The 25,529-nt window shown below is 61.3% G+C and carries 23 protein-coding genes and 1 pseudogene; 11 read left to right on the top strand and 13 right to left on the bottom strand.

Annotated features, from left to right (window positions below):
- Positions 1–73 precede the first annotated feature (73 nt).
- The gene (locus tag EFB14_RS10240) at positions 74–1,174 is read left to right on the top strand and encodes a serine hydrolase domain-containing protein (RefSeq protein ID WP_208661851.1); all 1,101 of its coding nucleotides are present in this window, start codon (positions 74–76) and stop codon (positions 1,172–1,174) included.
- A gap of 39 nt (positions 1,175–1,213) precedes the next feature.
- On the opposite strand, the gene EFB14_RS10235 is transcribed toward EFB14_RS10240, so the two are convergent.
- Entirely contained in the window at positions 1,214–2,356 is a 1,143-nt protein-coding gene (locus EFB14_RS10235; RefSeq protein ID WP_126824979.1) for a M24 family metallopeptidase, read from the bottom strand.
- A gap of 33 nt (positions 2,357–2,389) precedes the next feature.
- On the bottom strand, positions 2,390–3,094 hold the full coding sequence (locus EFB14_RS10230; RefSeq protein ID WP_126824968.1) for a GntR family transcriptional regulator: 705 nt from the start codon (positions 3,092–3,094) through the stop codon (positions 2,390–2,392).
- Between the two features lie 117 nt (positions 3,095–3,211).
- On the opposite strand from EFB14_RS10230, the gene EFB14_RS10225 reads away from it, so the two are divergent.
- Positions 3,212–4,123, top strand: a complete 912-nt coding sequence (locus tag EFB14_RS10225; RefSeq protein WP_126825307.1) for a dihydrodipicolinate synthase family protein — start codon at positions 3,212–3,214, stop codon at positions 4,121–4,123.
- A 62-nt stretch (positions 4,124–4,185) separates the two neighbouring features.
- Here the strand turns inward: EFB14_RS10225 and EFB14_RS10220 are convergent, their stop codons facing one another.
- The 5 genes from EFB14_RS10220 to EFB14_RS10200 form a co-directional block, all read right to left on the bottom strand.
- Complete coding sequence (locus tag EFB14_RS10220; RefSeq protein ID WP_126824965.1) at positions 4,186–5,286, bottom strand: ABC transporter ATP-binding protein; 1,101 nt, start codon at positions 5,284–5,286, stop codon at positions 4,186–4,188.
- 9 nt (positions 5,287–5,295) lie between these two features.
- Positions 5,296–7,239: a glycoside hydrolase family 127 protein gene (locus tag EFB14_RS10215; RefSeq protein WP_126824962.1), complete on the bottom strand. Its 1,944-nt coding sequence runs from the start codon at positions 7,237–7,239 to the stop codon at positions 5,296–5,298.
- 27 nt (positions 7,240–7,266) lie between these two features.
- The gene (locus EFB14_RS10210; protein WP_126824958.1) at positions 7,267–8,136 is read right to left on the bottom strand and encodes a carbohydrate ABC transporter permease; all 870 of its coding nucleotides are present in this window, start codon (positions 8,134–8,136) and stop codon (positions 7,267–7,269) included.
- Positions 8,136–9,059 (bottom strand): carbohydrate ABC transporter permease, encoded by a 924-nt coding sequence (locus EFB14_RS10205; RefSeq protein ID WP_126824955.1) that lies wholly within the window; start codon positions 9,057–9,059, stop codon positions 8,136–8,138. Before EFB14_RS10205 ends, EFB14_RS10210 begins: the two co-directional genes overlap by 1 nt.
- Positions 9,060–9,141: 82 nt before the next feature.
- Positions 9,142–10,389: an ABC transporter substrate-binding protein gene (locus EFB14_RS10200; RefSeq protein ID WP_126824952.1), complete on the bottom strand. Its 1,248-nt coding sequence runs from the start codon at positions 10,387–10,389 to the stop codon at positions 9,142–9,144.
- A gap of 179 nt (positions 10,390–10,568) precedes the next feature.
- Here EFB14_RS10200 and EFB14_RS10195 point away from each other — a divergent pair, with 179 nt between their 5' ends.
- Entirely contained in the window at positions 10,569–11,585 is a 1,017-nt protein-coding gene (locus EFB14_RS10195; protein ID WP_126824949.1) for a LacI family DNA-binding transcriptional regulator, read from the top strand.
- A 32-nt stretch (positions 11,586–11,617) separates the two neighbouring features.
- Here the strand turns inward: EFB14_RS10195 and EFB14_RS10190 are convergent, their stop codons facing one another.
- A complete protein-coding gene (locus EFB14_RS10190; protein ID WP_126824946.1) occupies positions 11,618–12,685 on the bottom strand; it encodes a LacI family DNA-binding transcriptional regulator in 1,068 nt (355 codons plus the stop codon).
- A gap of 142 nt (positions 12,686–12,827) precedes the next feature.
- Here EFB14_RS10190 and EFB14_RS10185 point away from each other — a divergent pair, with 142 nt between their 5' ends.
- The 8 genes and pseudogenes from EFB14_RS10185 to EFB14_RS10150 form a co-directional block, all read left to right on the top strand.
- Positions 12,828–15,149: an alpha-L-rhamnosidase gene (locus EFB14_RS10185; protein ID WP_126824943.1), complete on the top strand. Its 2,322-nt coding sequence runs from the start codon at positions 12,828–12,830 to the stop codon at positions 15,147–15,149.
- A gap of 37 nt (positions 15,150–15,186) precedes the next feature.
- On the top strand, positions 15,187–16,470 hold the full coding sequence (locus EFB14_RS10180) for an ABC transporter substrate-binding protein (RefSeq protein WP_126824940.1): 1,284 nt from the start codon (positions 15,187–15,189) through the stop codon (positions 16,468–16,470).
- A gap of 66 nt (positions 16,471–16,536) precedes the next feature.
- Positions 16,537–17,415: a carbohydrate ABC transporter permease gene (locus tag EFB14_RS10175; protein ID WP_125843067.1), complete on the top strand. Its 879-nt coding sequence runs from the start codon at positions 16,537–16,539 to the stop codon at positions 17,413–17,415.
- Complete coding sequence (locus EFB14_RS10170; RefSeq protein ID WP_126824937.1) at positions 17,412–18,239, top strand: carbohydrate ABC transporter permease; 828 nt, start codon at positions 17,412–17,414, stop codon at positions 18,237–18,239. Before EFB14_RS10175 ends, EFB14_RS10170 begins: the two co-directional genes overlap by 4 nt.
- A 4-nt stretch (positions 18,240–18,243) precedes the next feature.
- The gene (locus tag EFB14_RS10165; RefSeq protein ID WP_126824934.1) at positions 18,244–19,221 is read left to right on the top strand and encodes an ABC transporter ATP-binding protein; all 978 of its coding nucleotides are present in this window, start codon (positions 18,244–18,246) and stop codon (positions 19,219–19,221) included.
- A gap of 122 nt (positions 19,222–19,343) precedes the next feature.
- A complete protein-coding gene (locus EFB14_RS10160; protein WP_126824931.1) occupies positions 19,344–19,592 on the top strand; it encodes a FitA-like ribbon-helix-helix domain-containing protein in 249 nt (82 codons plus the stop codon).
- Positions 19,589–20,011, top strand: coding sequence for a type II toxin-antitoxin system VapC family toxin (locus EFB14_RS10155; RefSeq protein WP_126824928.1), 423 nt, complete (start codon positions 19,589–19,591; stop codon positions 20,009–20,011). Before EFB14_RS10160 ends, EFB14_RS10155 begins: the two co-directional genes overlap by 4 nt.
- A 155-nt stretch (positions 20,012–20,166) precedes the next feature.
- Positions 20,167–20,352: pseudogene (locus tag EFB14_RS10150) on the top strand (WGR domain-containing protein); the annotation flags it as partial.
- A 103-nt stretch (positions 20,353–20,455) separates the two neighbouring features.
- On the opposite strand, the gene EFB14_RS10145 reads toward EFB14_RS10150, so the two are convergent.
- Genes EFB14_RS10145 through EFB14_RS10125 form a run of 5 tightly spaced genes read right to left on the bottom strand, consistent with a single transcriptional unit; the run spans position 20,456 to position 25,516 of the window.
- Positions 20,456–21,262, bottom strand: coding sequence for a phosphate/phosphite/phosphonate ABC transporter substrate-binding protein (locus tag EFB14_RS10145; protein ID WP_126824926.1), 807 nt, complete (start codon positions 21,260–21,262; stop codon positions 20,456–20,458).
- Positions 21,263–21,303: 41 nt separating this feature from the next.
- Entirely contained in the window at positions 21,304–22,758 is a 1,455-nt protein-coding gene (locus EFB14_RS10140; protein WP_126824924.1) for an NAD-dependent succinate-semialdehyde dehydrogenase, read from the bottom strand.
- Between the two features lie 10 nt (positions 22,759–22,768).
- Positions 22,769–23,845, bottom strand: a complete 1,077-nt coding sequence (locus EFB14_RS10135) for an ABC transporter ATP-binding protein (protein ID WP_126824921.1) — start codon at positions 23,843–23,845, stop codon at positions 22,769–22,771.
- Positions 23,842–24,642: an ABC transporter permease gene (locus tag EFB14_RS10130; RefSeq protein ID WP_125843084.1), complete on the bottom strand. Its 801-nt coding sequence runs from the start codon at positions 24,640–24,642 to the stop codon at positions 23,842–23,844. The genes EFB14_RS10135 and EFB14_RS10130 overlap by 4 nt, the downstream gene beginning before the upstream one ends.
- Position 24,643: 1 nt before the next feature.
- The gene (locus EFB14_RS10125; protein WP_126824918.1) at positions 24,644–25,516 is read right to left on the bottom strand and encodes an ABC transporter permease; all 873 of its coding nucleotides are present in this window, start codon (positions 25,514–25,516) and stop codon (positions 24,644–24,646) included.
- Positions 25,517–25,529: the final 13 nt, after the last annotated feature.

Here is a 25,529-nt window from a genome sequence, read left to right as displayed (position 1 = left end):
ACGCCAGAATTGGCTAGCAATGACCCCCCGAATAAATTGCAGCGAGATCCCCAGACATATCGGAGCGACGATCATGGTGAGCACGACGCCGACTATCGCATATGGAAAGCATACCGACCTACAGATTGCCGCTTTGGGCGAGACGGGATTCAAGTCCGATCCAGTAAAACGCTTTGACGACTTGGAGAAAAGTGGCAGGCTTGCGGGCCTGCATGGGGTCGTAGCCCTTCGCGGCGGCCGTATCGTCTTCGAGCGGTATTTCGACGGCAACGACATGACGTGGGGGCGGCCGCTCGGGAATGTCAGATTCGGGCCGGACACGCTCCACGATATCAGATCCGTCACCAAAAGCATCGTCGGTCTGCTCTATGGCATCGCACTTGAAGAGGGTCGCGTGCCGGCGCTTGATGAACCGATCATCAAGCAGTTTCCCGAATACTCCGATCTTGCCAGCGACCCGCAGCGCAGACGAGTGACCATCCGACATGCGTTGACGATGACGCTTGCCATGGAGTGGAACGAAAATGCGCCCTATACTGATGCGGCCAACAGCGAGATCGCCATGGAACAGGCGCAGGATCGCTATCGCTTCATCCTCGACCGCCCGATCCTTGCGGAGCCCGGACGCGGATGGATCTACAGTGGCGGGGCTGTTGCACTGCTTGGCAAGATCATTGAGCAAGGCACCGGTCAATCCTTGCCGGAATTCGCAAGCGAAAAGCTGTTCTCCCCTCTCGGGATCGACACCATCGAGTGGATCCGTGGCCAAGACGGCAAGGCATCGGCCGCATCGGGGCTGCGGATGGCGCCACGCTCGCTGGCTCGAATTGGGCAGATGATATTGGACGGTGGCAGATCGGACGGTCGTTCCGTCGTTCCCAAATCCTGGCTGGACCAGAGTTTCCAGCCCGCCGCGATGGTCGATATCGGCTGGCCGGGAATGCATTACGGCTACCTGTGGTATGTGGGTGAGGAAGCCATCACGGATAGGACTGGGACCTATGGCGAGCGCTTCATCGCCGCAATTGGAAATGGCGGGCAGCGGCTGTTTGTTTTCCCGCGCTTTGACTTCGTCCTTGCCATTGCCACCGGCAATTACGATTCTCCCGACCAGTGGAGAGCCCCTGCCGCATTGTTGTACGAGGTGTTTCTGCCCAGCCTGACGGCCACCTGAAAAACCGGCTCGGCCTGAGCGGGCGGGAGACGGCGCCGTTCAGGAGAACGGCTCGGTCGGTCCCGCCGCCGGATTGGTGAACCAGCGCGGGCCTTCGGCAGTCATGGTGATATGGTCCTCCAGCCGGATCCCGAATTTTTCGGGAAAGACGATCATCGGTTCGTTGGAAAAGCACATGCCGGCGGCAAGAGGCGTATCGTTGCCGCGAACGATATAGGGCTCTTCATGGATCTCCAGCCCGAGGCCATGACCGGCACGATGCGGCAGTCCCGGCAGGCGGTAATCGGGGCCGAGGGAGTGCCGGGCAAGCACCTTGCGGGCGGCATCGTCGAGGATTGAGCAGGCCACGCCGATCCGGGCTGCGTCGAAAACGGCCTGCTGCGCCTCGCGTTCGATCCACCAGGCGCGCTCGAAGGCGCTGTCGCCGCCCTCCAGCATATAAGTCCTGGTGATGTCGGAATGATAACCGTCGATCCGGCAGCCGGTATCGACCAGAATGACGTCGCCCTGGCCAAGGACCTGATCGCCGTCGGCGCCATGCGGGAGCGAGGTCGCCGCGCCGAAGGAGACGATTGCGAATGTCGACCCGTCGTCGGCGCCGGCCTGGCGATGCCGGCGATCGATGAAATCGACCACCTCGGATGCCCTCACGCCCGGCTTCAACAGCGCATGCACCTGCCTGTGGACGTCGAGCGTCAAGTTCATCGCATATTGGATGAGCGCGATCTCCGCCTCCGACTTGATGCGGCGCAGGCCGCGGATCAGCCGCCCGCCATCGGCCAGCCTTTCGGCCCCCACCACCGCTGCCAGTGCGTGATAGAAGAAAAGCGGCAGATCGTCGTCGAGGGCAAGCGTGCCGCTTCGGCCCAGAAGCCGGGAGATGAGGGCAGCACTGCTCTCCTCCTCTTCCCAGACAAGAATTTCCCCTGGCAGATGCGCCAGGGTTTCGACGCGACTGCGCTCGAAGCCCGGAACGATGTAGGAAACGGCCGTGGGCGTGACGAGCGCCCCGAGGAACCTTTCGCTCGGATGCCAGACGAGCCCGGTGAAATAGCGCAGGCTTTCGGTCGAGCCGAGAAGTATGCCGGCCAGTCCTTCGGCCTCGATCCTCTCCCTAAGCCTCGACAGGCGGACCCGCCTTTCGTCGTCGGTTATGCGGGGTACGGGGTGCTGCCACGACATGTCGTTTTCCTGTTCTTCCTGTGCTCAGCCGCTTCAGGATAAGTTGATCGCCACCGGCCGGTCGAGGTCGCGGGCGATATAGTCCTGAATCTGACGGACGATCTGCGCGGCGTGAGCGATCGCCAGTTGGTCGGCGCGCTCGGCGTCGCCGGCCTCGATCGCGGCAATCATCTCCTCATGTTCGTCGACATACTGGCGCGGCAGACGGTCGTCGAAGGCCGAATAATAAAGGCGAAGGATGCGCCGGCCCTCGTCGAGCAACCTTGTGAAGAAAGTCGTGTAATAGGCATTGCCGGCAAGGTCGGCGATCGCCACGTGAAATTCGCGGTTCGCCTCGATCATCGCATAGGCGTCGCGCGCGGCAACGGCATCGGCGAAGTCCTTCTGATGCAGGCGGATGTTCTTCATGATGTCGCCGTTTCGCCGCTCGGCGGCCCCGCGCGTCGTGACCCGGTACATCAACGTCAGCGCTTCGAAATAGGTGGGCAGGCTTGCGAAATCGATCGGCGCAACGATCGTGTTCCGGTTCGGCAAGGTAGTGACCAGCCCATCGGCGGCAAGCCGCAACAGCGCTTCGCGAATGGGTGTCCGCGACATCCCGAAGCGTTCCGATAACCGGACTTCATCGAGCGGGCTGCCGGGTTCCAGCGCCATCGACAGGATTTCCCGGCGCAGCGTCACATAGACGCTCTGCGTGCCCGAGCCGCGCACCCGCACATTTTCCGCTTCCTTCTCCATCTGTCCATCCTCTTTCATGAAACCCTTGTATTGCGTTTCCGCTGCTTCCCGCAACAAGATCATTGTGTCGTGTCGACAGTTTGTATATAAGCGTGATAGATTTCAAGGAGACGAATGATGACAACAGGATGGAAGGGCGTATTTCCCGCCGTAACGACGCAGTTCAACGAAGATCTTTCCGTAGATCTCACCGCCACCCAGCGTGTCCAGGACGCGCTCGTCAACGACGGCGTCAACGGGCTGATCGTGATGGGCACCTGCGGCGAGAACAATTCGCTCGATCCCGATGAGAAGCGCACGATCCTGAAAGCCGCCGTCGAGGTGGTCAGCGGACGTGTTCCCGTCGTGACGGGCGTCTCCGAATTCGACACGCGCCGCGCCGTCGCCTATGCTCGCGATGCCGAAAAGCTTGGCGCCGATGGGCTGATGCTGCTGCCGGCCATGGTCTATGTGCCGAAGCCGGAAGAGCTGATCGCTCATTTCCGCACCGTCGCGGAAGCGACCTCGCTGCCGATCATGCTCTACAACAACCCGCCGGCATATCGCGTCAACATCGGCGTCGATGTGCTGAAGGTGCTTGCCGATGTACCGAATATCAAGGCCGTCAAGGAAAGCGCGCCGGATCCGCGCCGCTTCACCGACCTTATCAATGAATTCGGCGATCGTTTCGATATCTTCGCCGGCCTTGACGACGTCGCGCTCGAAGGCCTGATGCTCGGAGCCAAGGGCTGGGTCTCCGGCCTCACCAGCGCCTTCCCGCAGGAATCCGTGCAGCTCGTTGCCGCCGCCGAACGCGGCGACTGGGAAGAGGCCCGCAAGATCTACCGCTGGTTCATGCCGCTTCTGCATCTCGATGCCGAACACGACCTCGTGCAGTCGATCAAGCTTGCCGAGCAGATCATGGGTCGCGGCTCCGAACGCGTCCGCCTGCCGCGCCTGCCGCTTTCGGGCGCCCGCCGCGCCGAAGTCACCGCGATGGTCGAAAAGGCCGCCGCGACGCGCCCGTCCAAGATCCGCCAGGCGGCCTGAGACAACAACAAGGCCGGCAATCGCGGACAGCGGCTGCCGGCCTTTTCACGTCTGCCGGCTCGTCAGGCAAGCGCAAGCGACCGGCCGGTCGCCGGATCGAACAGATGCATCTGGTTCATGTTGAACGACAGCGGCATCGTCGACATCGGCCTGGGGCCGCTTTCCGGATCGATGCAGGCGCAAAGATTTGCCTCGCCGATGGCGAAATAGACCATGGTCTCCGGCCCCAACGGTTCCACAAGATCAATCTTCGCTTCGATGTCGGCATATCCGGGACGGGTCTGGCGGTCGGTGATCGATTCCGGCCGGATGCCGAAGACGACCGGTTTGCCGGCATGGCTGATGTAATCGCCGACGCGCGCCTCCGGCACGGGAAGCTCGTTGCCGTCTGTCAGTTGGACGACGAGGCCCTTCTCTCCGGCAAGCAGGGTCGCGGAGAGGAAATTCATCGACGGCGAACCGATGAAGCCGGCGACGAACTGGCTGACGGGGCGATGATAGAGCGCCTGTGGCCGCCCGGCCTGCTCGATGATGCCGCCATTCATGACCACGACACGATCCGCCATCGTCATCGCCTCGACCTGGTCATGAGTGACGTAGACTGTCGTCGTCGGCAACAGCTGATGCAGCCGCTTGATTTCCGTGCGCATCTGGACGCGAAGCTTGGCATCGAGATTGGACAGCGGTTCGTCGAAGAGAAAGACCTTCGGATTTCGCACGATGGCGCGCCCCATTGCTACACGCTGGCGCTGGCCGCCCGAAAGCTGGCCCGGACGCCGGCCAAGCAGCTCGCTGATATGCAGGGTTTCGGCCGCCCTGACGATACGGGCGTCGATCTCGCTCCTGGCAAGTTTCTGCTGCTCCAGGCAAAATGAAATATTCTCGCGCACCGTCATGTGCGGATAGAGCGCGTAGTTCTGAAAGACCATGGCTATGTCGCGTTTGCCCGGGCCGAGCCGGTTGACGACCTGGTCACCGATGATGATCTCGCCGCCAGTGATATGTTCGAGACCCGCGATCATCCGCAATGTTGTTGATTTTCCGCATCCCGAGGGACCGACGAAAACGACGAATTCATTGTCCTCGATGTCAAGGCTGATGCCGCGGACGGCCTCGTAGATGCCATAGGACTTGACGACGCTCTTGAGTTCTAGTCGTGCCATCGTTTTCTCCTAGACTTCCTGAAGCCAGATCGCCATCGCACCGGGCTCGCGATTGGCCCAGAGGTGGTAGGGGATCGCCGTGAAGGGTCGCTCCTTCAGCGAAGGGCGCGCGGTGCGATAAAGCGCATTCTGCCAATCGGACGTATCGGCTTCGAGCGCGATGCCTTCGAGGACGGCCGCTCCGCCGAGAAGCGCGGCATCGTAGCGGGCGGAAATGTCCCGGGAGGCCGGCAGGCGCAGCCGTTGCGGCTCGCCGCCGACATCGGTCTCCTCGATGCAGTAGACGACGGGGCCGCGCCGCAGCGCCACGCGTCCGGCGTCTTCGGAGACGGCAGGATGCGCGTAGATACGCTCGACCGGCATCGACAGGCCGATGCGAACTTCGTCACCATTCTGCCATTCCCGCGAAATCGCCGCATAACCGTTCGTCACGCATTGATCGAGATCGACGGCAACGCCATTGACGGAAATCTTGGCGTCCCGGCACCATCCGGGAATGCGAAGACGAAGCTGAAACCGGCTCGGCCGCTCGACGGCGAACCGCAGGCTGATGTCGCCGTCCCAGGGATATGACGTCTTCTGCGTCAGGCGCACGAAATTGTCGCCGACCGTTAGCTCGGCAGAATTGGTGCCGTAGAGATGGACAGCGAGCTCATCGTCGCGAGTGGAATAGAAATACTGGCCGAGCGAGGTGATGAAGCGGGCGATGTTCGTCGGGCAGCAGGGGCAGTAGTGCCATTTCCAGCGGCGGTGCTGCCCATGGCTCTCAAGGACGTTCTCGTAGAAATAATGCTCGCCGTCCCGCGAGATACCGGAGAGCGCGCCGTTGAAGAGCACCGTTTCAAGCTTGTCGGTGAACCTGCTGTCAAGATCGACCTGCGCCATGCGGTGGCTCCAGAAGCCGAGAGCAACAGCCGCGCAGGTCTCGGCATAGGCCGTCTCGTTCGGCAGGTCGAATTCGCGCGTGAACCCTTCGTTGGATGCCGACGGGCCAAGGCCGCCGGTTACATAGAGCTGGCGGCTGACCAGATTGTCGAAAAGCCGGTCGCAGGCTTCTTTCAATATCGGATCGTCGTTCTCGCAGGAGAGATCCGCCATCGCCGAGAACAGATACATGGCGCGGACCGCATGGCCGACGACCTGGTGCTGGTCGCGCACCGGCATATGGGCCTGGCTGTAGGCATAGGTCTTGTAGACGTAGTCTTCCGGGCTCTCGCCGCGCTTGCGCGCCTCCTCATCGTAATAGGAGGGTATCCGGCCGCGCTCGTCGACGAAATAGGTCGCAAGCTGCAGATGCCGCGGATCGCGCGTCACGCGGTAGAGCTTGACCAGCGCCAGCTCGATTTCCTCATGGGCATCGTAGCCCCTGAGCTTTCCGGGCTCCGCGCCGAAGGTGGCGATGATATGGTCGACGGCGCGGATCATCACATCGAGGAAGCGGCGCTTTCCCGTCGCCTCGTAATAGGCGACCGCCCCTTCGAGCAGGTGGCCCATCGAATACATCTCGTGTAGGTCGCGCAGATTGGTCCAGCGCTTTTCCGGCTCGCGGCGAATGAACCAGCTATTGAGGTAACCATCTGCCATCTGCCCTTTTTCAAGCTTTTCGACGATGGCGTCGATCTTCGCTTCCAGCGCGGCATCCGGATGAGCCTTCAGTGTATAACTCGCGGCCTCGATCCATTTGCCGAAATCGGAATCGAAGAAATGCTGCATCGACAGCCCGCTCGGCTGGATCGGGCGCACCAGTGGCCCGGCCGGCTTGTCGAAATCGAGCACTTCGAGGAAGCCCTCCTCCTCCAGCCGCTTGTGCTGCGTCGGGATCGTGACGTCGCGGACCGTCTCCGTCCAGCTTTGCCAGAAGCCGCCATCGAACACGACACTGGAATGATCGGCGGGCCTGTATCGCTGCGGTCGCGCCGCGCGTGCCGGTTGAAAGCGAGGTGAACTGGACATGATGACTCCTGAGCGGAACGGGCGCTGTTACTTCACGGCGCCGGCCGTCAGGCCGCGCACGTAATATCGTTGCAAGAGAAGGAAAAGCAGGATGCAGGGGACCATGGTCACAGCGATGCCGGCCTGCAGCGCGCCCCAGTCGATGATGCCGTAGATGCCTGAGGAAACGTTCACCAGCATGATCGGCAGGGTGAACTTGTTCTGGTCGGACAGAAAGATGAGGGCTGCGAGGAATTCGTTCCACGAATTCAGGAAGGCGAACATGGCGACGGTGGCAACACCGGGAAGCGCGATCGGCAACATGATCCGGCACAGGATCGTCGCCTGCGATGCACCGTCTATCCGCGCCGCCTCGATCAGGGCCTTCGGCACCGCATCGAAGGCGTTGCGCATCATGAAGACGGAAAAGGGAAGCTGGAAAGTTACGTAGATCAGCACCAGGCCGAGAAGGCTGTTCTGCAGGTGGAAGACTTTCAGGATCAGGAAAAGCGGCGTCAGGATCGACTGGAACGGGATCATCATCGTCGCCATGATCAGCACGAAGAGCAGCGACTGGCCGGGAAAGCGGAATTTCGAAAAACCGTATCCCGCCGGCACCGAGACGAGCACCGTCAGGGCTACAGTTCCAGCGGCAATCAGCACCGAATTGCGGGCATAGACATACCAGCCGGCGCCGACATGCTCGAGGCGACGGTAGTTTTCCAGCGAGAAGGCTTTCGAGAAAAGCGCCGCCGGATCGGCAAGTGCTGCGGCCGCCGGCTTGAGGGAATTCGCGAAGGACCAGACGATCGGCATCACGAAGAAGACGGCAAAGACGCATGCCGTCAGAATGAAGGCGAGAGTGCCGAGGCGTTCGCTTGCCGGCTTCGGTGCGAGATTATGGTTGAGCCGCTCCATCAGCCCTCCTCCGGCCGCTGGCGCAGCAGGACGAACTGGATCGCGCTGATCGCCACCAGCACGACGAGCAGGGCGAAGGAGATCGCCGAGCCGTAGCCGAGACGGTAGGATGAGAACGAGGCGAGATAGATCGAGAACACCGCCGAGATCGTGCTGTTTGCCGGGCCGCCCTGGGTGATGATAAAAAACTGGTCGAAGGCCAGGATCGACGAGGTGACGTTCAGGACGAGCGCCAGCACGACGGAGTTTCTCATCAGAGGCAGCGTGATCCGGCGAAACCGGCTCCAGACGCTGGCGCCGTCGATCCTGGCGGCTTCGATGACGTCGTTCGATATGCTCTGAAGACCGGTCAGGAGAATGATCATCGTGAAGCCTGCGGTCTTCCAGACGACCATCAGGATGACGACGCCGAGCGCCGGCCAGAAGCTTTCGAGCGGCCTCGGCGCGCTGTCGATGATGCCCGCGCCGCGCAACAGCTGCGCAAACACGCCGCTGTCGGGATTGAGCAGCCACATCCACAATGTAGAGGCGGCCCCGAAGCCGATGACGACAGGCATGAAATAGATCGTGCGGAAAAAGCCGGCGATCCGCAGCGGCCGGTCGACGAGCAGCGCCAGCGGAAAGGCCACCAGGAAGATCGCAGCCGTGACCAGCACCGTGTAGAGCAGCGTGAAGCCGAGGGAATGCCAGAGCTGGGTATCGCCGATCAGTTCGGCATAATTGGAAAGGCCGATGAACTTCGTCCGGCCGAGAAGCGGCCAGTTGTAGAAGCTCATCCAGACCGTCATGACAAGCGGCACGAGGAAGAGCACGACGATGAACAGCAAGCCCGGCAGGATGAAGGCAAGGCCAAGCCATCCCTTCGGCTCGGGTTCTCCGGTTGCGACGGTGCGCCTCCGGTTGCGAAGTGTCGAGGATATCACCGCAACTCCTCCTTCCGTTTGAATGTCTGGACGTGAACGGACGGCAGGGCATCCGCGGACACCCTGCCGAAGCCCATCGGGCTCAGTTCGGATTGGTGCGCTCGAGGATGCGGGAGAAGTCGGCCTGCGTCTTCGCGATCGTTCCGTCGACGTCGTCACCAAAGATAGTGCCCTGGATCAGATTGAGGAAGGGACCAGTGCGGCTAACGAAGAGTTCGTCGGACGAAAATGTGTAGGGCGTACGGGCCTTGGCGAGGATATCGTAGGCAACGAGATTGCGCGGATCGAATTTCGCATAGGCTTCCGCGGCAAGGTCGGTTCGCGACGGCATCCCCGATTCCTGGGTGATATAGACCTGCTGCTCGGGCTGCATGTAGAAATTGACGAAGTCGAGCGCGACCTTCTTCTTCTCTTCGCTGATACCCTTGATGAGCGAAAGCGTGTCGCCACCGGCAAAGCTCGATGCGCCACCCTTCGGCCCCGGGATCGGTGCGACGGCGAACTTGACGTCGGGATATTTGCTGGTCAGCAGATTGACGATGTAGGAGCCGGTCATCAGGATGCCGACCTTGCCCGAGGCAAAGGCTTCGACGGCGTTGTTGCCGTTGCCCGAACGCGAGGTCGGATGGATCGCACCGGCCTTCCACATATCGCGATAGGCGGCAATGGTTTCGCGCAGTGCCGGCGTGTCGACGGTGGCGCTGCGGCCATCATCGCTCAGCACATCGGCATTGGCCGCCCAGAGATGCGGCAGGAAATCGTAGATCAGCCAACTTCCCGAATTGGCCACGAAATAGAAGCCGTAGGTCTCGTTGCCGAGTGCGGTGATCTTCTTGGCATCGGCGGCGATCTCCTCCATCGATGCCGGCGCCTTGCTGGGATCGAGGCCGGCCTTGGTAAAGAGATCGGTGTTATAGGCGATGATCGAGGCATCCGGCAGGGCCGGCACGCCGTAGATCTTGCCGTCATAGGTGGCAAGGCGGATGTGGGACGGGCTCATGGCCGAGGAATAGGGCAGGCCCTTCACGAAGTCGGAAATATCTTCGAGACCATCGGCCGCAGCAAAGGTCGGGAGATAGATCAGGTCGAGCACGGCGCCGTCAGGAGCCGCGCTGCCGGCAATCGCCGCGCCCAGCTTCGGTACCATCTGCTCTGCTGTGATCTGGGTAACGTTGACCTTGTCGGAGTGCGAGGCGTTGTATTTGTCGGCCAGTCCCTGCAGGACGGCGCCGGACGAGGTACGCACCCATAGGGTGATTTCGTCAGCGCTGGCGAGAGAAGAGCTTGCCAGCAGCGCAAGAGCGGTGATCGTTGTTTTCAGTCGAAGCATGCTTGTTCCCCTTTTTCTCGTTCAGGCCTCAGGCCTTCGGACAAGAAGGAGGTTAGATCAGAAATTTTTTGGTGTCGACAGTCTGTGTGCATAAATCTGATGCCTGACTGATAAAACCTTTTAACAGCACATTTTTTTCTGCTAAAAGCTTTTAGCACAGTTTGGATACGAGGCGCGGCTTGAAGAATACCGGTGACCGGAGACGGACGATTTACGACGTGGCGAAGGCCGCGGGCGTCAGCATTTCGACGGCGTCGAACGCGCTGAACGGCACCGGTCGGACAAATGCGGAGACCCGCGAGCGGGTTCGGCGCGTGGCGGAGGAGATCGGATTTCGCCCCAACGCACTCGCCCGTGGGTTGCTAAGCAAACGAAGCCATGCGATCGGCATGCTGACGAACGATACCTATGGGAGATTGACGCTGCCGATGGCGGCAGGGGTTTCCGAAGTGCTCGTCGATCACGGTGTGTCCGTCTTCCTCTGCACCACGAACAACGATCCGCGGCTCGCCCAGCTGCATCTGGAGGCGCTTCTCGACAGGCAGGTCGACGGCATAATATTCACCGCGACCCGTCTCGACCTCAAGCCGCCGGTGCAACTGTCCCGCCTGCCGATACCCGTCGTCTATGTCTTTGCCGAGGGACCGGCCGACAGCGTCACCTTCTTTCCCGACGACGAACAGGGCGCCCGCCTCGCCGTCGAGCATCTGAAGGAACTGGGCCGATCGCGGATCCTCCACATCACCGGCCCGCGGGACTACCTGGCCGCTCGCATCCGCGCCCAATCCTATCTCGACGCCTGCGGGGACGGTGCTGAAGCGATGTTTGGCGACTGGTCGGAGGAATGGGGTCACGAAGCCGTTCAGACGGTGTTTGCCCGGCCCGGCGCCAAACCCGACGCCATCTTCTGCGGCAGCGACGAGATCGCCCGAGGCGTCATCGACGCGCTGCGCGACCTCAATGTGGAGATTCCGGCTGATGTCGCCGTCGTCGGCTTCGACAATTGGGAAGTCGTGTCGCGGCAGACGCGCCCGCCGCTGACCACCATCGACATGGAATTGAAGGAACTCGGCCATCGCGCCGGCCTGGCAATCCTCAGCCTCTCCAAGGGCGAACCGGTCCCTGCCGGCATCACCAGATTGCCGTGCCGCCTGGTCGTGCGCCAGTCCTGCGGCGAAGCCCCTCGATCCGAATGAAAAGACTGTAACCCGTTAAGGCACACCGACCGTTACCGCTGTTTCGTATCCGTGGAATTGCCGGAGCGGATCAGGCTGTTCCGGCTGACCAGCGACGGTATCTGGAGAATGTGCTCCGGATCGCTGCGGCCCTCTATCCTGGAAATAAGGGTCCGGGTGGCGACCTGCCCGAGCTCCCTGCCCGACTGATCGATGCTTGCCAGATTGACGAGGCCGAGTGCTGCGGTCTGCGAATTGTCGTATCCAACGACGGCGAGGTCGTCCGGCACGCGCACGCCCATCTCCACGGAGAGGCTCAGCAGGGTGATGGCGTCGAGATCGCTCCAGCAGAACGCGGCGCGCGGTCTGTCCTTCCTGCCCAGGAACTTGCGCATCGCATCTTCCCGCTTTGGGGAGGCCACCGGAATTTTGACGATCGGCGCCGACGAGCCGAGCCCACCGCGCTGCATCGCCCGGCGGAACCCGATCTCACGCTGCCGGACGACCGAGACGGCGTGTCCCTCGCGCTCGCCGAGGCTCAGCATTTCGATATCGCGATAGCCTTGGGCCAGAAGCGCTTCGACCGCGATCTCCGCCCCGCGCTGATCGTCGGCATTGACGGTGTCGAAGGCCGTTGCGGCGGCATCATGGTAACCGACCGCGACAATCGGGATCTCTACCGCGAATTTTGCGATGATCTCAGAGGGCAGGCGTGGCGCAACAAGGATAAGGCCGTCCATCTTGTAGTCGATCATCGACTCGATCAAAGACGTCTCCAGCTGCACGCGCGCATCGCTGACGCCGATCATCGCCTGGTAATGCGAAGGCGCCAGCACAGCGTTGACGCCGGCAATCACCTCGGGAAGGAAGGGATTACGGATGTCGATCAGGAGCACACCGATGGTGAAACTCCGGCCGCGCAGTCCACGCGCGGCCCGTGAGGGGCGATATCCTAGCGCGTCGATGGCATCGGTCACCTTTGCCCGCAACCCTTCGCTGACGCCGTAGGCGTTTCGCATCACCTTGGAAACCGCGGCGACCGATACGCCTGCGTGGGTTGCCACTGTCCGGATCGTCACGCGATCATTTCGTTGCAGTTTTTGTTTGTCTTCGATCGACATGAAATCTCTGGGCTTACAGCGGGCCGTCAACAATTGCCCGCAGAACCACCATGGCAGACTGGCGACGAAATTTCTATTGCACATCCCAAAAAAATGTAGAACGTTATATGGAGAACGTTCTACATTTTGTCGGGAGGACTTGATGAACTTTCAGCCGGCAGCCATCAGCGGCAATCTCGTCTCGCGTGCCTGGTCCGGGGATATGGTCGCGCCACTCTCGGATGGCGGCCAGGGAACGGCCGCAAGCTTCATCGCTAAAAGCTTCGAGCATGATGGCGCGGGACATCCGGTCGAACTCTTCATCTCCGCTCTTGGCCTCTACCGCTGCTTCATCAACGGCGCCCGCGTCGGCGAGGATTTGCTGACTCCAGGCTGGACGAACTACGACAATCGCATTGCCTATCAGCGATACGACGTCTCGAACTTGCTCAAGCCTGGCGTGAACCGTATCGAGATCTGGATTGCCGACGGATGGTACCGGTCGCCTCTGATGTGGGGCGCCAAGGCTATTCCCAATTGCTGGGGCGACAGGATCGGCGCCATCGCCGATTTGGTCGGTCCCAGCGGTATCATTCTTTCTACCGATACGACCTGGCGCAGCGGCCTCCTGCCGATCCTGAAGTCGGGGATCTATTTCGGCGAGATCTACGATGCCCGTCAGGAAAATCTTGTCGAGACCCATGGCACGGAGAGATTGCCATTCGACAGAACGCTGCTCGTCGCGCATGAAACCCCGGCGGTGCGGGAATTGCAGCCGCTCGCCCCAGTCGAAAGCTGGACCGATGATGACGGCAGGACTGTCTATGATTTCGGCCAGAATGCCGGCGGCTATGTCAGATACACGGTGCGCGGGGCTGCCGGCGCCGAAGTGCGGGTGGAGCATTCGGAAGTCCTCGGCCCCGACCGACATTTCGACAATCGCAATTATCGCACGGCCGTGGCGCAGACCGTCTATACGCTGCGCGGAGACGGCGACGAGAGCTATTCGCCGCATTTCACTTTCCAGGGCTTCCGCTATGCCAGGGTGACCATCACCGGCGATGCAAAGATCCTGGCGATCGCCTCCATCCCGATCTCGTCGGTACCGGAGCCTGCCGGCGGCTTCACCACAGGCAATGCGCTCGTCAATCGCCTCGTTCAGAATACCATCTGGTCGCAGCGCGCCAATTTCGTCGAAGTACCCACAGACTGCCCGCAGCGCGACGAACGCCTGGGCTGGACAGGCGACGCCCAGGTATTTGCCGCAACAGCATGCTGGCTGAGTGATAGCCAGTCCTTCCTCCGGAAATATCTGCGCGACGTGATGGCCGACCAGCGCGAGGACGGCGCCGTCTCGCATTTTTCGCCGGACCCGACGCGCCTGCATCCTGCCGACTTCCCAGGTTATGCCGGCTCGACCGGCTGGGGTGATGCGATCGTCGTCATCCCCTGGGTTCTCTACACCCATTATGGCGATCGGGCCGTTCTTTCGGAGTGCCTGGATTCCATGGTGCGCTGGGTCGATTTCGTCTGGTCGATCTCAGATGGTCCGCTGGTGCGCCCGCCGTCGCGCTGGGGCGACCGTGGCTTCACCTTCGGCGACTGGCTGCAGCCGGTCGGCGACAATAGGAAGCCGCGACCGACGATTGCCGACGACTGCGCAGCCACCCTCTACCATTTCATCTCGACCGACCGTCTGGCAAAGATCGCAGCCGTTCTTGGCGAGCGGGCGCTCGAAGATGAGATGAAACGCCGCGCCGGAGAGATCCGGCTGGCATTTGCGAACGAGTTCATCACGCCATCGGGACGCCTTGCCCACAACGACCAGACCTCCTATGCGCTGGCTTTCCTCCATGACCTGATACCGGCGGAGCATCATGACGCTGCGAGACAGCATTTCAGGCAGGTGATCATCGATGCCGACTACAAGATCGGCACCGGCTTCATTGGGACGCCGGCCCTCTTGCCGGCCCTGACGAAGCTCGGAATGGACGATCTCGCCGAAAAAGTCTTCCTGCAGGAGGATGTGCCGGGCTGGCTCTATCAGGTCTCGAAGGGGGCGACGACGATCTGGGAGCGCTGGGATTCCATGGCGCCCGACGGCACCATCTACGAACCCGAGATGAACAGCTACAACCACTATGCCTATGGCGCCGTCTGCCAATGGCTGTTCGAATCCGTCGCCGGAATTTCGCCGAGCCCGGAGGCGCCGGGCTTTGCCGAGGTGATCGTCGATCCCGCGCCGATTCCGTCCCTCTCGCCGGTTTCAGCCCATCATGACGTGAACCAGGGACGCATCGAAGCCGGCTGGCAGTGCGACGGCAACCAGATCACCTATGTGCTGACGCTTCCGGAAGGCTGCATCGGCCGCTTCCGGCCCGGAAACCGGCACCGGAACCCGTCGCTCAACGGAGAGCCTGTCATCGGGGAAGCCATCATCCCCCCGGGAACGCACAAGCTGGTCTTTTCCCTATCCAATTCTTGAGGAGCATACACGTCACACCGTTCAGAGGAGGAACGTCATGACACATCGGATAAAGCTCATTCTTGCCGGCACGTCCGCGCTTTTGGCACTGGTCGCGGCCGGCCCGTCGCATGCGGAAGTCACGCTGTCGTTCCTGATCGACAACAATCCCGACACGGTCGCGGCTGCCGAGGCACTGGTTGCCGCTTATCAGGCCAAGGCGCCCGACGTGACGATCGAAATCGAGCAGCGGCCCGGCGGCGGCGAGGGCGACAACATCATCAAGACGCGACTGGCGACCGGGGAAATGTCCGATGTATTCCTTTATAATTCCGGTTCGCTGCTGCAGGCGCTGAAACCCGCCCAGACGCTCGTCGATCTGAGTGGTCTCTCGTCGCAGGCGAAGGTGGACGACGGTTTCAAGTCAGTCGTCCGCGCCGATGGCAAGCTCTACGGCGTTCCCTTCGGCACGGCGATGGCGGGCGGGATCCTCTATAACAGGAAAATCTATCAGGACCTCGGCCTCTCCGTACCGAAGACATGGGCGGAGTTCATGGCGAACAATGCGAAGGTCAAGACATCAGGCAAGGTCGCCGTGGCGCAGACCTATCGCGATACCTGGACCTCGCAGCTGTTCGTTCTGGCCGACTATTACAACCTGCATGCCGCCGTGCCGAATTTCGCCGCCGACTATACCGCCAACAAGGCGAAATATGGAGAGACGCCTGCGGCGATGAAGGGCTTCGAGCGGTTGAAGGATGTTCACGACGCGGGCCTGATGAACGAAGATTTCGGCGCGGCAAGCTACGATGACGGCCTGAGAATGGTGGCGACCGGCGAGGCAGCGCATTATCCGATGCTGAGCTTTGCCGTCGGCGCGCTCAAGCAGAATTATCCCGAGAACCTCGCCGACGTCGGCTTCTTCGCGCAGCCGTCCGACGATGCCGGGACCAACGGCCTGACGGTCTGGATGCCGCCGGCCCTTTATATTCCCGCGACCAGCCAGCACGCTGAGGAAGCGCGGAAATTCGTGGATTTCGCCGGGAGCGTCGAGGCTTGCAAGCTCATGGTGGAAACCAACGCCGTTCAGGGGCCGTCGCTGATCGATGGCTGCGACCTGCCGGCCGACATACCACCTGCAATAAAGGACATGCTTCCCTATTTCGAAGCCAAGGACAAGACGACACCGGCACTGGAATTCGTTTCGCCGATCAAGGGGCCGTCGCTCGAGCAGATCACCGTCGAGGTCGGCTCGGGTATTCGCCAGCCGGCCGATGCGGCGAAACTCTATGATGACGATGTGCGCAAGCAGGCCAAGCAACTCGGGCTGCCCAACTGGTAGCGGTCTTTCGGGTCAATCGACCTCGCTCCTGATGGAGCGAGGCCCCACCCGATCGAAGAGGTAGACATGATCGAGACACGCCCCCGCTCGCGCAAATCGCCCTACCCGCTGTGGTTTTTCATTCCGGCCGCCATCATCTACGGCGTGCTGTTTCTTGTGCCCACGGTCTCATCTCTCTGGTTCAGCCTGACGCGCTGGGATCTTTCGACGGCCGAATTCATCGGGCTCGAGAATTTCCAGCAATTCTTTTCAGAACCGTTCCTGATCAAGGGGCTCGTCAACACGCTGATCTACGCCGTGACGACATCCGGCCTGAAGACAGTCTGCGGGCTGCTGCTGGCCGTGCTGCTCACCAGCAATATTTTTGCCCGCGGTTTTCTGCGAACGCTGGTCTTCTTCCCCGTGCTGGTCTCGACGATCGGCATCGGCATCACCTTCGCTGTCATGATGCATCCGACCAAGGGCATCATCAATGTCACGCTGGAGGCGCTCGGCATTCCCGGGCCTGGATGGCTGACCAATCCGGCGCTCGCACTGTTTTCGGTGGCCCTGGTCGACGTCTGGAAAGGTGTGGGTCTTGCCACATTGATCTTCATCGCCGGTCTCGCTGCGATCAGCCCCGATTATTATGAGGCGGCGAGGATCGACGGCGCCACCCGGCTCCAGCAATTCTTCCGGATCACCCTGCCGCTCGTGCGTCCCGCCACCGTCATCGTGGTGACCTTGTCGCTGATCGGCGGGCTTCGTTCCTTCGACCTGATATGGGCCATGACCCGGGGCGGACCTGGTTTTTCCTCCGATGTGATCGCTTCGGTCATCTACAAGCAGTACCAGGCGGGCTTCTATGGTTTGTCGACGGCCGGAAACGTCATCCTGTTTGCGCTGATCGCGGTGATCATCCTGCCATTCACCCTATGGTTCAACCGACGCGAGGTCGAGGCATGAGAAGCGTCCGCCCTTATGTGACGGGGGCGATAGCTCTTGCCGTCGCGACCGTCATCTTCGTCATGCCTTTTGCTTTCGTCGCGCTCCAGGCGGTCAAATCAAAGTCCGAAGCGTCCCGTCTCGACTTCGAATTGCCGGAGCACTGGCTGTTCTGGGATAATCTCGTCTCCGTCTTCAAGGCGCGCGACTACCAGCTCGTGCTCGCCTATTTCAACTCCACCCTGATCACGGTCGCCTCGGTTACGATCCTGATCCTGCTGTCGGCGATGGTCGGATATGTCATGCAGCGCCGCAAGACCGCCTGGAACAGGGTGGCCTTCATTGCGCTTTTCATGGGCCTGATGATGCCGCCGGCCGTCGTGCCCACCATCGGCCTCTTGCAGGAGATCGGCCTCTTCAAGACCATGACGGGCATGATCCTGATCCAGGTCGCCTATAATCTCTCCTTTTCGATATTGCTCTACCGCTCGTTCATCTCGACCATACCGCGCGATCTCGATGAAGCGGCGCTGATCGACGGCGCCAAGCCCCGGCAGATCTTCTTCAGGGTGGTCCTGCCGCTTCTGAAGCCGGTGACCGTGACGAACGTCGTCGTACAGTCGATCGCGATCTTCAACGACTTCACCAATCCGCTCTACTACCTCCCCGGCAAGGAGAATGTGACGGTGCAGCTGACGCTCTATAATTTCCAGAGCATGTATACGAGCCAGTACAATCTGCTCTTCATGAACATCCTCCTCGTGACGATCCCGCCGCTGATCGTCTTCATCTTCTTCAACCGCCAGATCGTCGCAGGCATGACGGCAGGCGGAGTCAAAGGCTAGCAGAATGGCTGAGCTCACTCTCAAACAAGTTCGCAAGAATTTTGGCGCCCTCGAGGTCATCAAGGGGATCGATCTGGACGTTGCTTCCGGCGAGTTCGTCGTCTTCGTCGGCCCGTCGGGCTGCGGAAAATCGACACTGCTGCGCATCATCGCCGGCCTGGAAGAAACGACGTCGGGCACGCTGACCATCGGCGGCAAGGATGTGACCTATGCCGAACCCTCCGAGCGCGGCATCGCCATGGTGTTCCAGAGTTACGCGCTCTACCCGCATATGACCGTTGCCGAGAATATCGGCTTCGGCCTTTCGCTCGCCCGCCGCCCGAAGGCGGAAATCGCCGCCAAGGTCGCGGCGACAGCTGAAACGCTGCAGCTCACCCACCTGCTGGAGAGAAAGCCGAAAGCGCTCTCCGGCGGCCAGAGGCAGCGCGTTGCCATCGGCCGCGCGATCGTCCGCGACCCCAAGGTCTTCCTGTTCGATGAGCCGCTCTCCAATCTCGACGCCTCGCTCAGAGCCCAGATGCGCCTTGAGATATCAGACCTGCACGCCCGACTGAAATCGACGATGATCTACGTCACCCACGATCAGGTCGAAGCCATGACGATGGCAGACAAGATCGTCGTCCTGAACGGTGGGACGGTCGAACAAATTGGCAGCCCGATGGAACTCTATCGCAATCCGGCGACACCTTTCGTCGCCGGCTTCATCGGCAGCCCGAAGATGAATCTCTATGGCGGCGAGACGGCACGGCGATTGAACTGCACAACCTACGGCATCCGCCCGGAGCATATCAGGCTTTCGGACGGCGCCGGGCAGTGGCAAGGCAGGATCCGGCATGTGGAGCGGTTGGGCGCCGACGCGATCCTCTATCTCGACGTCCCCGAACTCGGCGAGATGATCGTGCGCGCCGAAGGCGAGACGCCGTTTGCACCCGGCATGACGGTCTGGGCAAATCCGGTCGAGGGAGCGGAACATCGCTTCTGAGGCTAGCGCCATCGCCTCCTGCGACTTCGCCGGAATACGACGTTTTTCCTTACCGCTGTCGACCAATCTTGAAAATCTGCAATCATTGATTAATATGCAATCATTGATCAATGGAGATAGAGATGGCAAGCATGACGATCCGCAATCTCGATGACGGCCTGAAGCAACGGCTGCGCATGAGGGCTGCAACACATGGCCGCTCCATGGAGGATGAAGCGCGAGATATCCTGCGTGCAGCCCTTGCGACCAGCGAACCGCCGACGCGCAATCTTGCGGACGCTATTCGAGCGCGTCTGCTCTCGGTGGGCGGCGTTGAACTTGATATCCCACCGCGTGAGCCAATCCGCGAGCCACCGGACTTCGCGGCGTGATCGTTCTCGATACCAACGTCATTTCGGAGCTGCTGACGCCTGCTCCGAATATGGCCGTGGTCAATTGGCTCGCTACGCAGCATCCTCCGTCTATTTTCACGACAGCAGTCACTGAGGCGGAGATCCTCTATGGCCTGCGCCTCCTGCCCGAGGGACGCCGCCGGCGTGATCTCGAAGCGGCAATCCTCCCGATCTTCAGCGAGGATATCGGCGGGCGCGTATTGCCGTTTGATCGTGACGCCGCAAATGTCTATGCCATAATCGCCAGCGACCGCCGCAGAGCGGGTCGGCCGATCAGCCAGTTCGATGCCCAGATCGCCGCCATCGCGATTTCGCGCGGGGCTTCGCTCGCGACGCGCAACGTCTCCGATTTCACGGGCATTGACCTCGAAATTATCAATCCGTGGAAAGACAGATAGAGGCGCGGGCGCCGGCGCGTTGCAAATCTGGGCAGAATTGCGTCGGAACAGCCAATAACTCCGACTTGTGAAACATCACGCGATGGAATCGCCGCCGCCTGATCGATTCAGCATATTCATTGGACGCGGGCAGCACTCGCATAGGATTCTTGGGTATGACCCAAGCGACCCATCCGACATTGCTTTTTCGTATAAACCCCGCGCAGAATATGGCGCGCTTCTATCTGCTGACGGTCGAACAGACCCTGTTCGGCGGCAGTTCGCTCATGCGTTGCTGGGGACGGATCGGAACCAAAGGGCAGCTGAAGATCGACCTGTTCGACACGGTTGTCGAAGCCAGTGAGGCTGCCGGGAAGCAGTTGCACGACAAGCTCAAACGCGGATACAGCCGGAATGGAGAAAATTCCCGTGAACCGGCTCAAAACCGATCGGGACGCAAAGGCGCTAATCCGCGCCAGCTCTCAATGGCGGTGCATCGCCGGCCAAGGATAGAAGCGGCTCGTAATCGGCTTCGGAAGGCACCGCAAAATCGACGAGACCCAGCGTGGCGCGCGTGGCGGCCAGCGATGGTTCCCTGATGGCGGCATCAAGCGCACGTCGTAGGAGAAGCACCCTTTCGTCCGATGTGTCGCCGGAGGTGATGAATGGCAGGCCGGGGCCTTTCGGCGTTTCGGCAACGATGCGAACCCCTTCGATATGGCTGGCATCGAAGCGGCGAATATTAGCGTAGGTGACGCAATCGATCGCCGCACTGTCCGCCCTGCCTTCAGCAACGGCGGCGATGCTGCCGCCGTGACTGCCGGTTTCGATAATCCGGCCGAAGAAGCGGCCGTTGCGGGCAAACGGCGCGACGGCTGCGCGAAAGAGATTGCTGCCGGAATTGCTGTCGGGGCTGTTGATCGCAGCCGTCGTGCCGCGTAAATCCTCCAGCGACCGAAGGGGGGAATCCTTGCGGGCGATAATGAAGCTGCACATCGACGGGCCGTCGCAGCCGGGATGGTCATAAACCGGCGTCGCCACCAGACGGACCTTGCCGCGCAGGTTCTTCACATAGGGATAGCCGCATGTCTGCGAGAGAAGAAGATCGGGCCGCAGCCAGGCTTCATCGTAGGGAATGCTCTGATCGAGCGTCTCGGGCAGGTCCTCGAGACCGGCTTGCGAGAGGGTGCGCCGGAGGAACGACCAGAGTTCTGCCGTCGCATCCGCGAGCGGCTGCGATGTGACATACATGGCGATGCTGACGAGGGGCATTCCGGTCTTTCCTTGCGGCGAAAGCGCAAGCATCAACCGAGTCAGGCAATGCCGCCCAAGCACACATATTTGAGTTCGGTATATTCGTCCAACCCGTGCCTGGATCCTTCGCGGCCGAGGCCCGACATCTTCACGCCGCCGAACGGCGCCTCGGCGGTGGAGACGAGACCGGTATTGACGCCGACCATCCCATATTCGAGCGCCTCGGCAACGCGGAATACTCGCGACAGATCACGAGCGTAAAAATACGAGGCCAGCCCGAATTCGGTGTCGTTTGCCTTCTCGATCACATCCTGCTCATCGCGAAAACGAAAGAGCGGCGCAAGAGGCCCGAAGGTTTCTTCGCGAGCGACCTGCATGCCCCCATCGACATCGCGCAGAATGGTCGGTTCGAAGAACAGGCCGCCGAGCGCGTGGCGTTTGCCGCCCGAAACGAGGCTGGCACCCTTCGACACGGCATCGCGAATATGGGTCTCGATCTTGGCGACGGCATTCTCGTCGATGAGCGGGCCGAGCACGACGTCGCGCTCCAGGCCGTTGCCGACCTTCAATGCCGCAACGGCCGTCGCGAGCTTGGCGGCGAAGGCTTCGTAGACGCCGTCCTGGACATAGATCCGGTTTGCGCAGACGCAGGTCTGGCCGTTGTTGCGGAACTTGGCGATGATTGCGCCTTCCACCGCAGCGTCGAGATCCGCATCGTCAAACACGATGAAGGGTGCATTGCCGCCAAGCTCGAGGCCGAGCGTTTTGATCGTCGGCGCACATTGCCGGTAAAGCAGCTCGCCTGTGCGGGTGGAGCCGGTAAACGTCAGGACCCTGATGTCGCGGCTTGCGGTCAATACTCCGCCGATTGCCGCTGCGTCACCGGTCATGATGCTGAGGAGGCCTGGCGGCAAGCCGGCGCGCTCCGCGAGAACGGCAAGCGCGATGGCCGAGAACGGCGTCTGCGGCGCGGGCTTGAGAACGACGGCACAGCCGGCGGCAAGTGCCGGTCCGACCTTGCGCGTCATCATCGCATTCGGAAAATTCCACGGCGTGATGGCCGCCACCACTCCTGCGGGCTGACGCAGGACGAGGATGCGCTTGTCCGGCTGATGTCCCGGGATGATCTCGCCATTGATGCGCCTCGCTTCTTCGGCGAACCATTCGATGAAACTGGCACCATAGGTGATCTCCCCCTTGGCCTCGCCCAAGGGTTTTCCCTGCTCCAGCGTCAGGATCATCGCCAGATCGTCGCGGTTTTCGATCATCAGGCGGTGCCACGCCTTGAGAACGGATGCGCGTTCGCCGGCAGTCTTCTTCGCCCAAAGCTTCTGGGCAATGACGGCCGCTTTGATGGCATCCACCGTCTCCGCGGCTCCGAGATCGGGGACCGCGCCCAGCGCCTCGCCCGTCGCCGGGTTGCGGATCGTCGTCGCCTGCCGGCCTTCCGCTTCGATCCAGCAATCGGCGACCGGGCATGCCTGACGGAACAGCGAGGGATCAACGAGCTTCATGTGCCAACTTTCAGCAGAACACGTGCGCCGCACCGGGATCGAACTCCAGATGCACGGTATCTCCGCGGCTGAGCCCGGTGATCGCCTCATGACCAAACGGCAGGCGAACCGCGAGCGCCTCGCCCGCCGCCGTTTCGGTCGCGACATGGATATTGTTGCCGAGGAAGGTGATGTCGCTGACCGTCGCGGTAAGACCCGTTCCCGCCGGAGCGCGCGACAGCCGAATGCGCTCCGGCCGCAGCATCAGGGCTGCCCTTGTGCCCGAGGCGCCTTTTCCGTGCACCGGGATGCGGTTAAAGACGGTCCCGCCACCGAGCGAAATGGTGGCCTGCCCATCGGACGACGACAGCAGGTCGCAGGATATGAAATCGCTGTCGCCGATGAATTCGGCAACGAAACGGGTCTTGGGATTGGCATAGAGTTCGGGGCCGGTTCCGATCTGGTCGATGATGCCCTTCGAAAAGACCGCGATGCGGTCGGAGAGCCGCAAGGCTTCCTCCTGATCGTGCGTGACGTAGAGGATCGTCACTTCGGTCTGTTGGTGGATGCGGCGGATCTCGTGCTGGATTTCCTCGCGCAGCTTCTTGTCGAGCGCCGACAGCGGCTCGTCCATCAGCAGCACCGGCGGATCATAGGCAAGGGCCCTGGCGAGGGCGACGCGCTGCTGCTGACCGCCGGACATCTGTGCCGGTTTGCGATCCTCGAAGCCTTCGAGCCGGACGAGGCGCAGCATCTCCTTCACCTTGCTGTCGATCTCGGCCTTGGACTTGCGCCTGACCTTCAGCGGAAATGCAATGTTTTCGCCCACCGTCAGATGCGGAAACAGGGTGTAACGCTGGAACACCATGCCGATGTTGCGCTTGTGCGACGGCGTGGCGAGCAGGGTCTTGCCCTCCAGCGCAATGTCGCCTTTCGTCGGGTTGTCAAATCCCGCCAGGATGTAGAGCGTCGTGCTCTTGCCGGATCCGGAGGGTCCGAGAAAGGTGAGGAACTCACCACGCCTGACGTCGAGAGTGACATCGTGCACGGCGACGACAGGGCCGTATTCCTTGCGTATACCGCGGATCTGAAGGAATGGTTCGTTCATTGTTTCAGTACCTTACGCACGACGGCAACAAGGGCCATCAAGATGATCGTCAAAAGGATGAGAAGGGTCGACGCTGCAGCGACGACAGGCGTCAGGTCTTGCCGGAGCGTCGCCCATACCTTCACGGGCAGCGTCTGCAGGGTCGGGCTGGACATGAAGATCGCCACCACCACCTCGTCCCAGGATGTGAGGAACGAGAAGACGGCTGCCGAAAACAGCCCATGGCTGATCGCAGGAAGCGTGATCCTGATCTTTGCCTCCAGCGGCGAGGCGCCACAGAGCACCGCCGCATCCTCGATCGACTTGTCGAAACCCTCCAGCGCGCTCGATATCGACAGGATCGAGAAAGGTAGCGCGAGGACGAGATGCGAAATGACGAAACCCGTCAGCGTCCCACCAAGGCCGATCCTCAAGAAAAAGGCGTAGAGAGCAACCGCGAGAACCACGACCGGAAGGATCATCGGCGTGAGGAACAGCGCTTTCAGCGCATCGCGAAAGACGAACGAGCCGCGCACCAGCCCGAAGGACGTCACGAGCCCGAGCAGCACCGACAGGACGGTGACGATGACGGCGATCTTGAAGCTCGTCAGAGCCGATTCCAGCCAGCGCGGATCGGCGAAGAGCTCGCCATACCATTGAAGCGTCCAGCCCGGCGGCGGAAAGATCAGCCACTGCGAGGAACCGAAGGACAGCGCCGCGATGAAGAGGATCGGCAGCAGCAGGAAGGCGGCGGTCAGAAGCGTTATCGCGAGAAGCACGTATTTCCACCAGCCGAGACGGTCGAAATTGAGCAACATGTCAACGTCCTCCCGGGTTCTGGCTGCCGAAGAAACGCAGCTGCACGGCATAAAGCGACAGGGTCACGACGAGAAGAACCAGTGCCGCAGCACCGCCCATTCCCCAATTGACCAGCGACTGCACGAATTGCGCGATCAGCTCTGCGAGCATCATGTTGGCGGTGCCGCCGAGAAGCGACGGCGTGACGAAATAGCCGAGCGACATGACGAAGACCATGAGGGCGCCGGCCGCCATGCCGGGTGTTGCCAGCGGCAGGAGAACGCGCGTCAGACACTGCCACCGGTTGGCGCCGCAAAGGGCGGCCGCCTGCAGGATCGACGGGTCGATCTTCCTGATGACGCCGTAGAGCGGCAGGATGATGAAGGGCAGCATGATATAGGTCATGCCGATCGTCACCCCGGTCAGATTGTTGACGAGGGCCAGCGGTTTGTCGATCAGGCCCATTCCGATCAGCATCTTGTTGATGAGCCCCGTGCGCTGTAGAAGCACCATCCAGGCATAGGTGCGGGCGAGCAGGTTGGTCCACATCGACAGAAGCAGGATCGCAAAGATCACCGAGGTCAGCCGTCCGGGCATGATTGCCAGCGCCCAGGCAACGGGAAAACCGATCAGCAGCGAAATCACCGTGACGAGGCCCGAGACGATGAAGGTGTTGGCGAAAATCTTCAGATAGGTCGCAGACCCGATCAGTTGCACATAGTTGCCGAGGCCCGGCACCGGTTCCAGCACGCTTCGCAACAGAAGTATCGCCACGGGCACGATGAAAAAGATGCCGACGAAGGCGAAAGCCGGAGCGACCGCGCCAAAACCTGTTGCCCTGCGCACCTTTGGCAAAGGCGCAATTATGCCGGAGGCATCGCTATACGTCGACATGACAGTCCTTCCC

It is taken from the genome of Rhizobium fabae (assembly GCF_003985135.1).
GTDB lineage: Bacteria > Pseudomonadota > Alphaproteobacteria > Rhizobiales > Rhizobiaceae > Rhizobium > Rhizobium pisi.
Note: the sequence above shows the minus strand (reverse complement) of the source record. Positions and strands in the feature narration are given on the sequence as shown.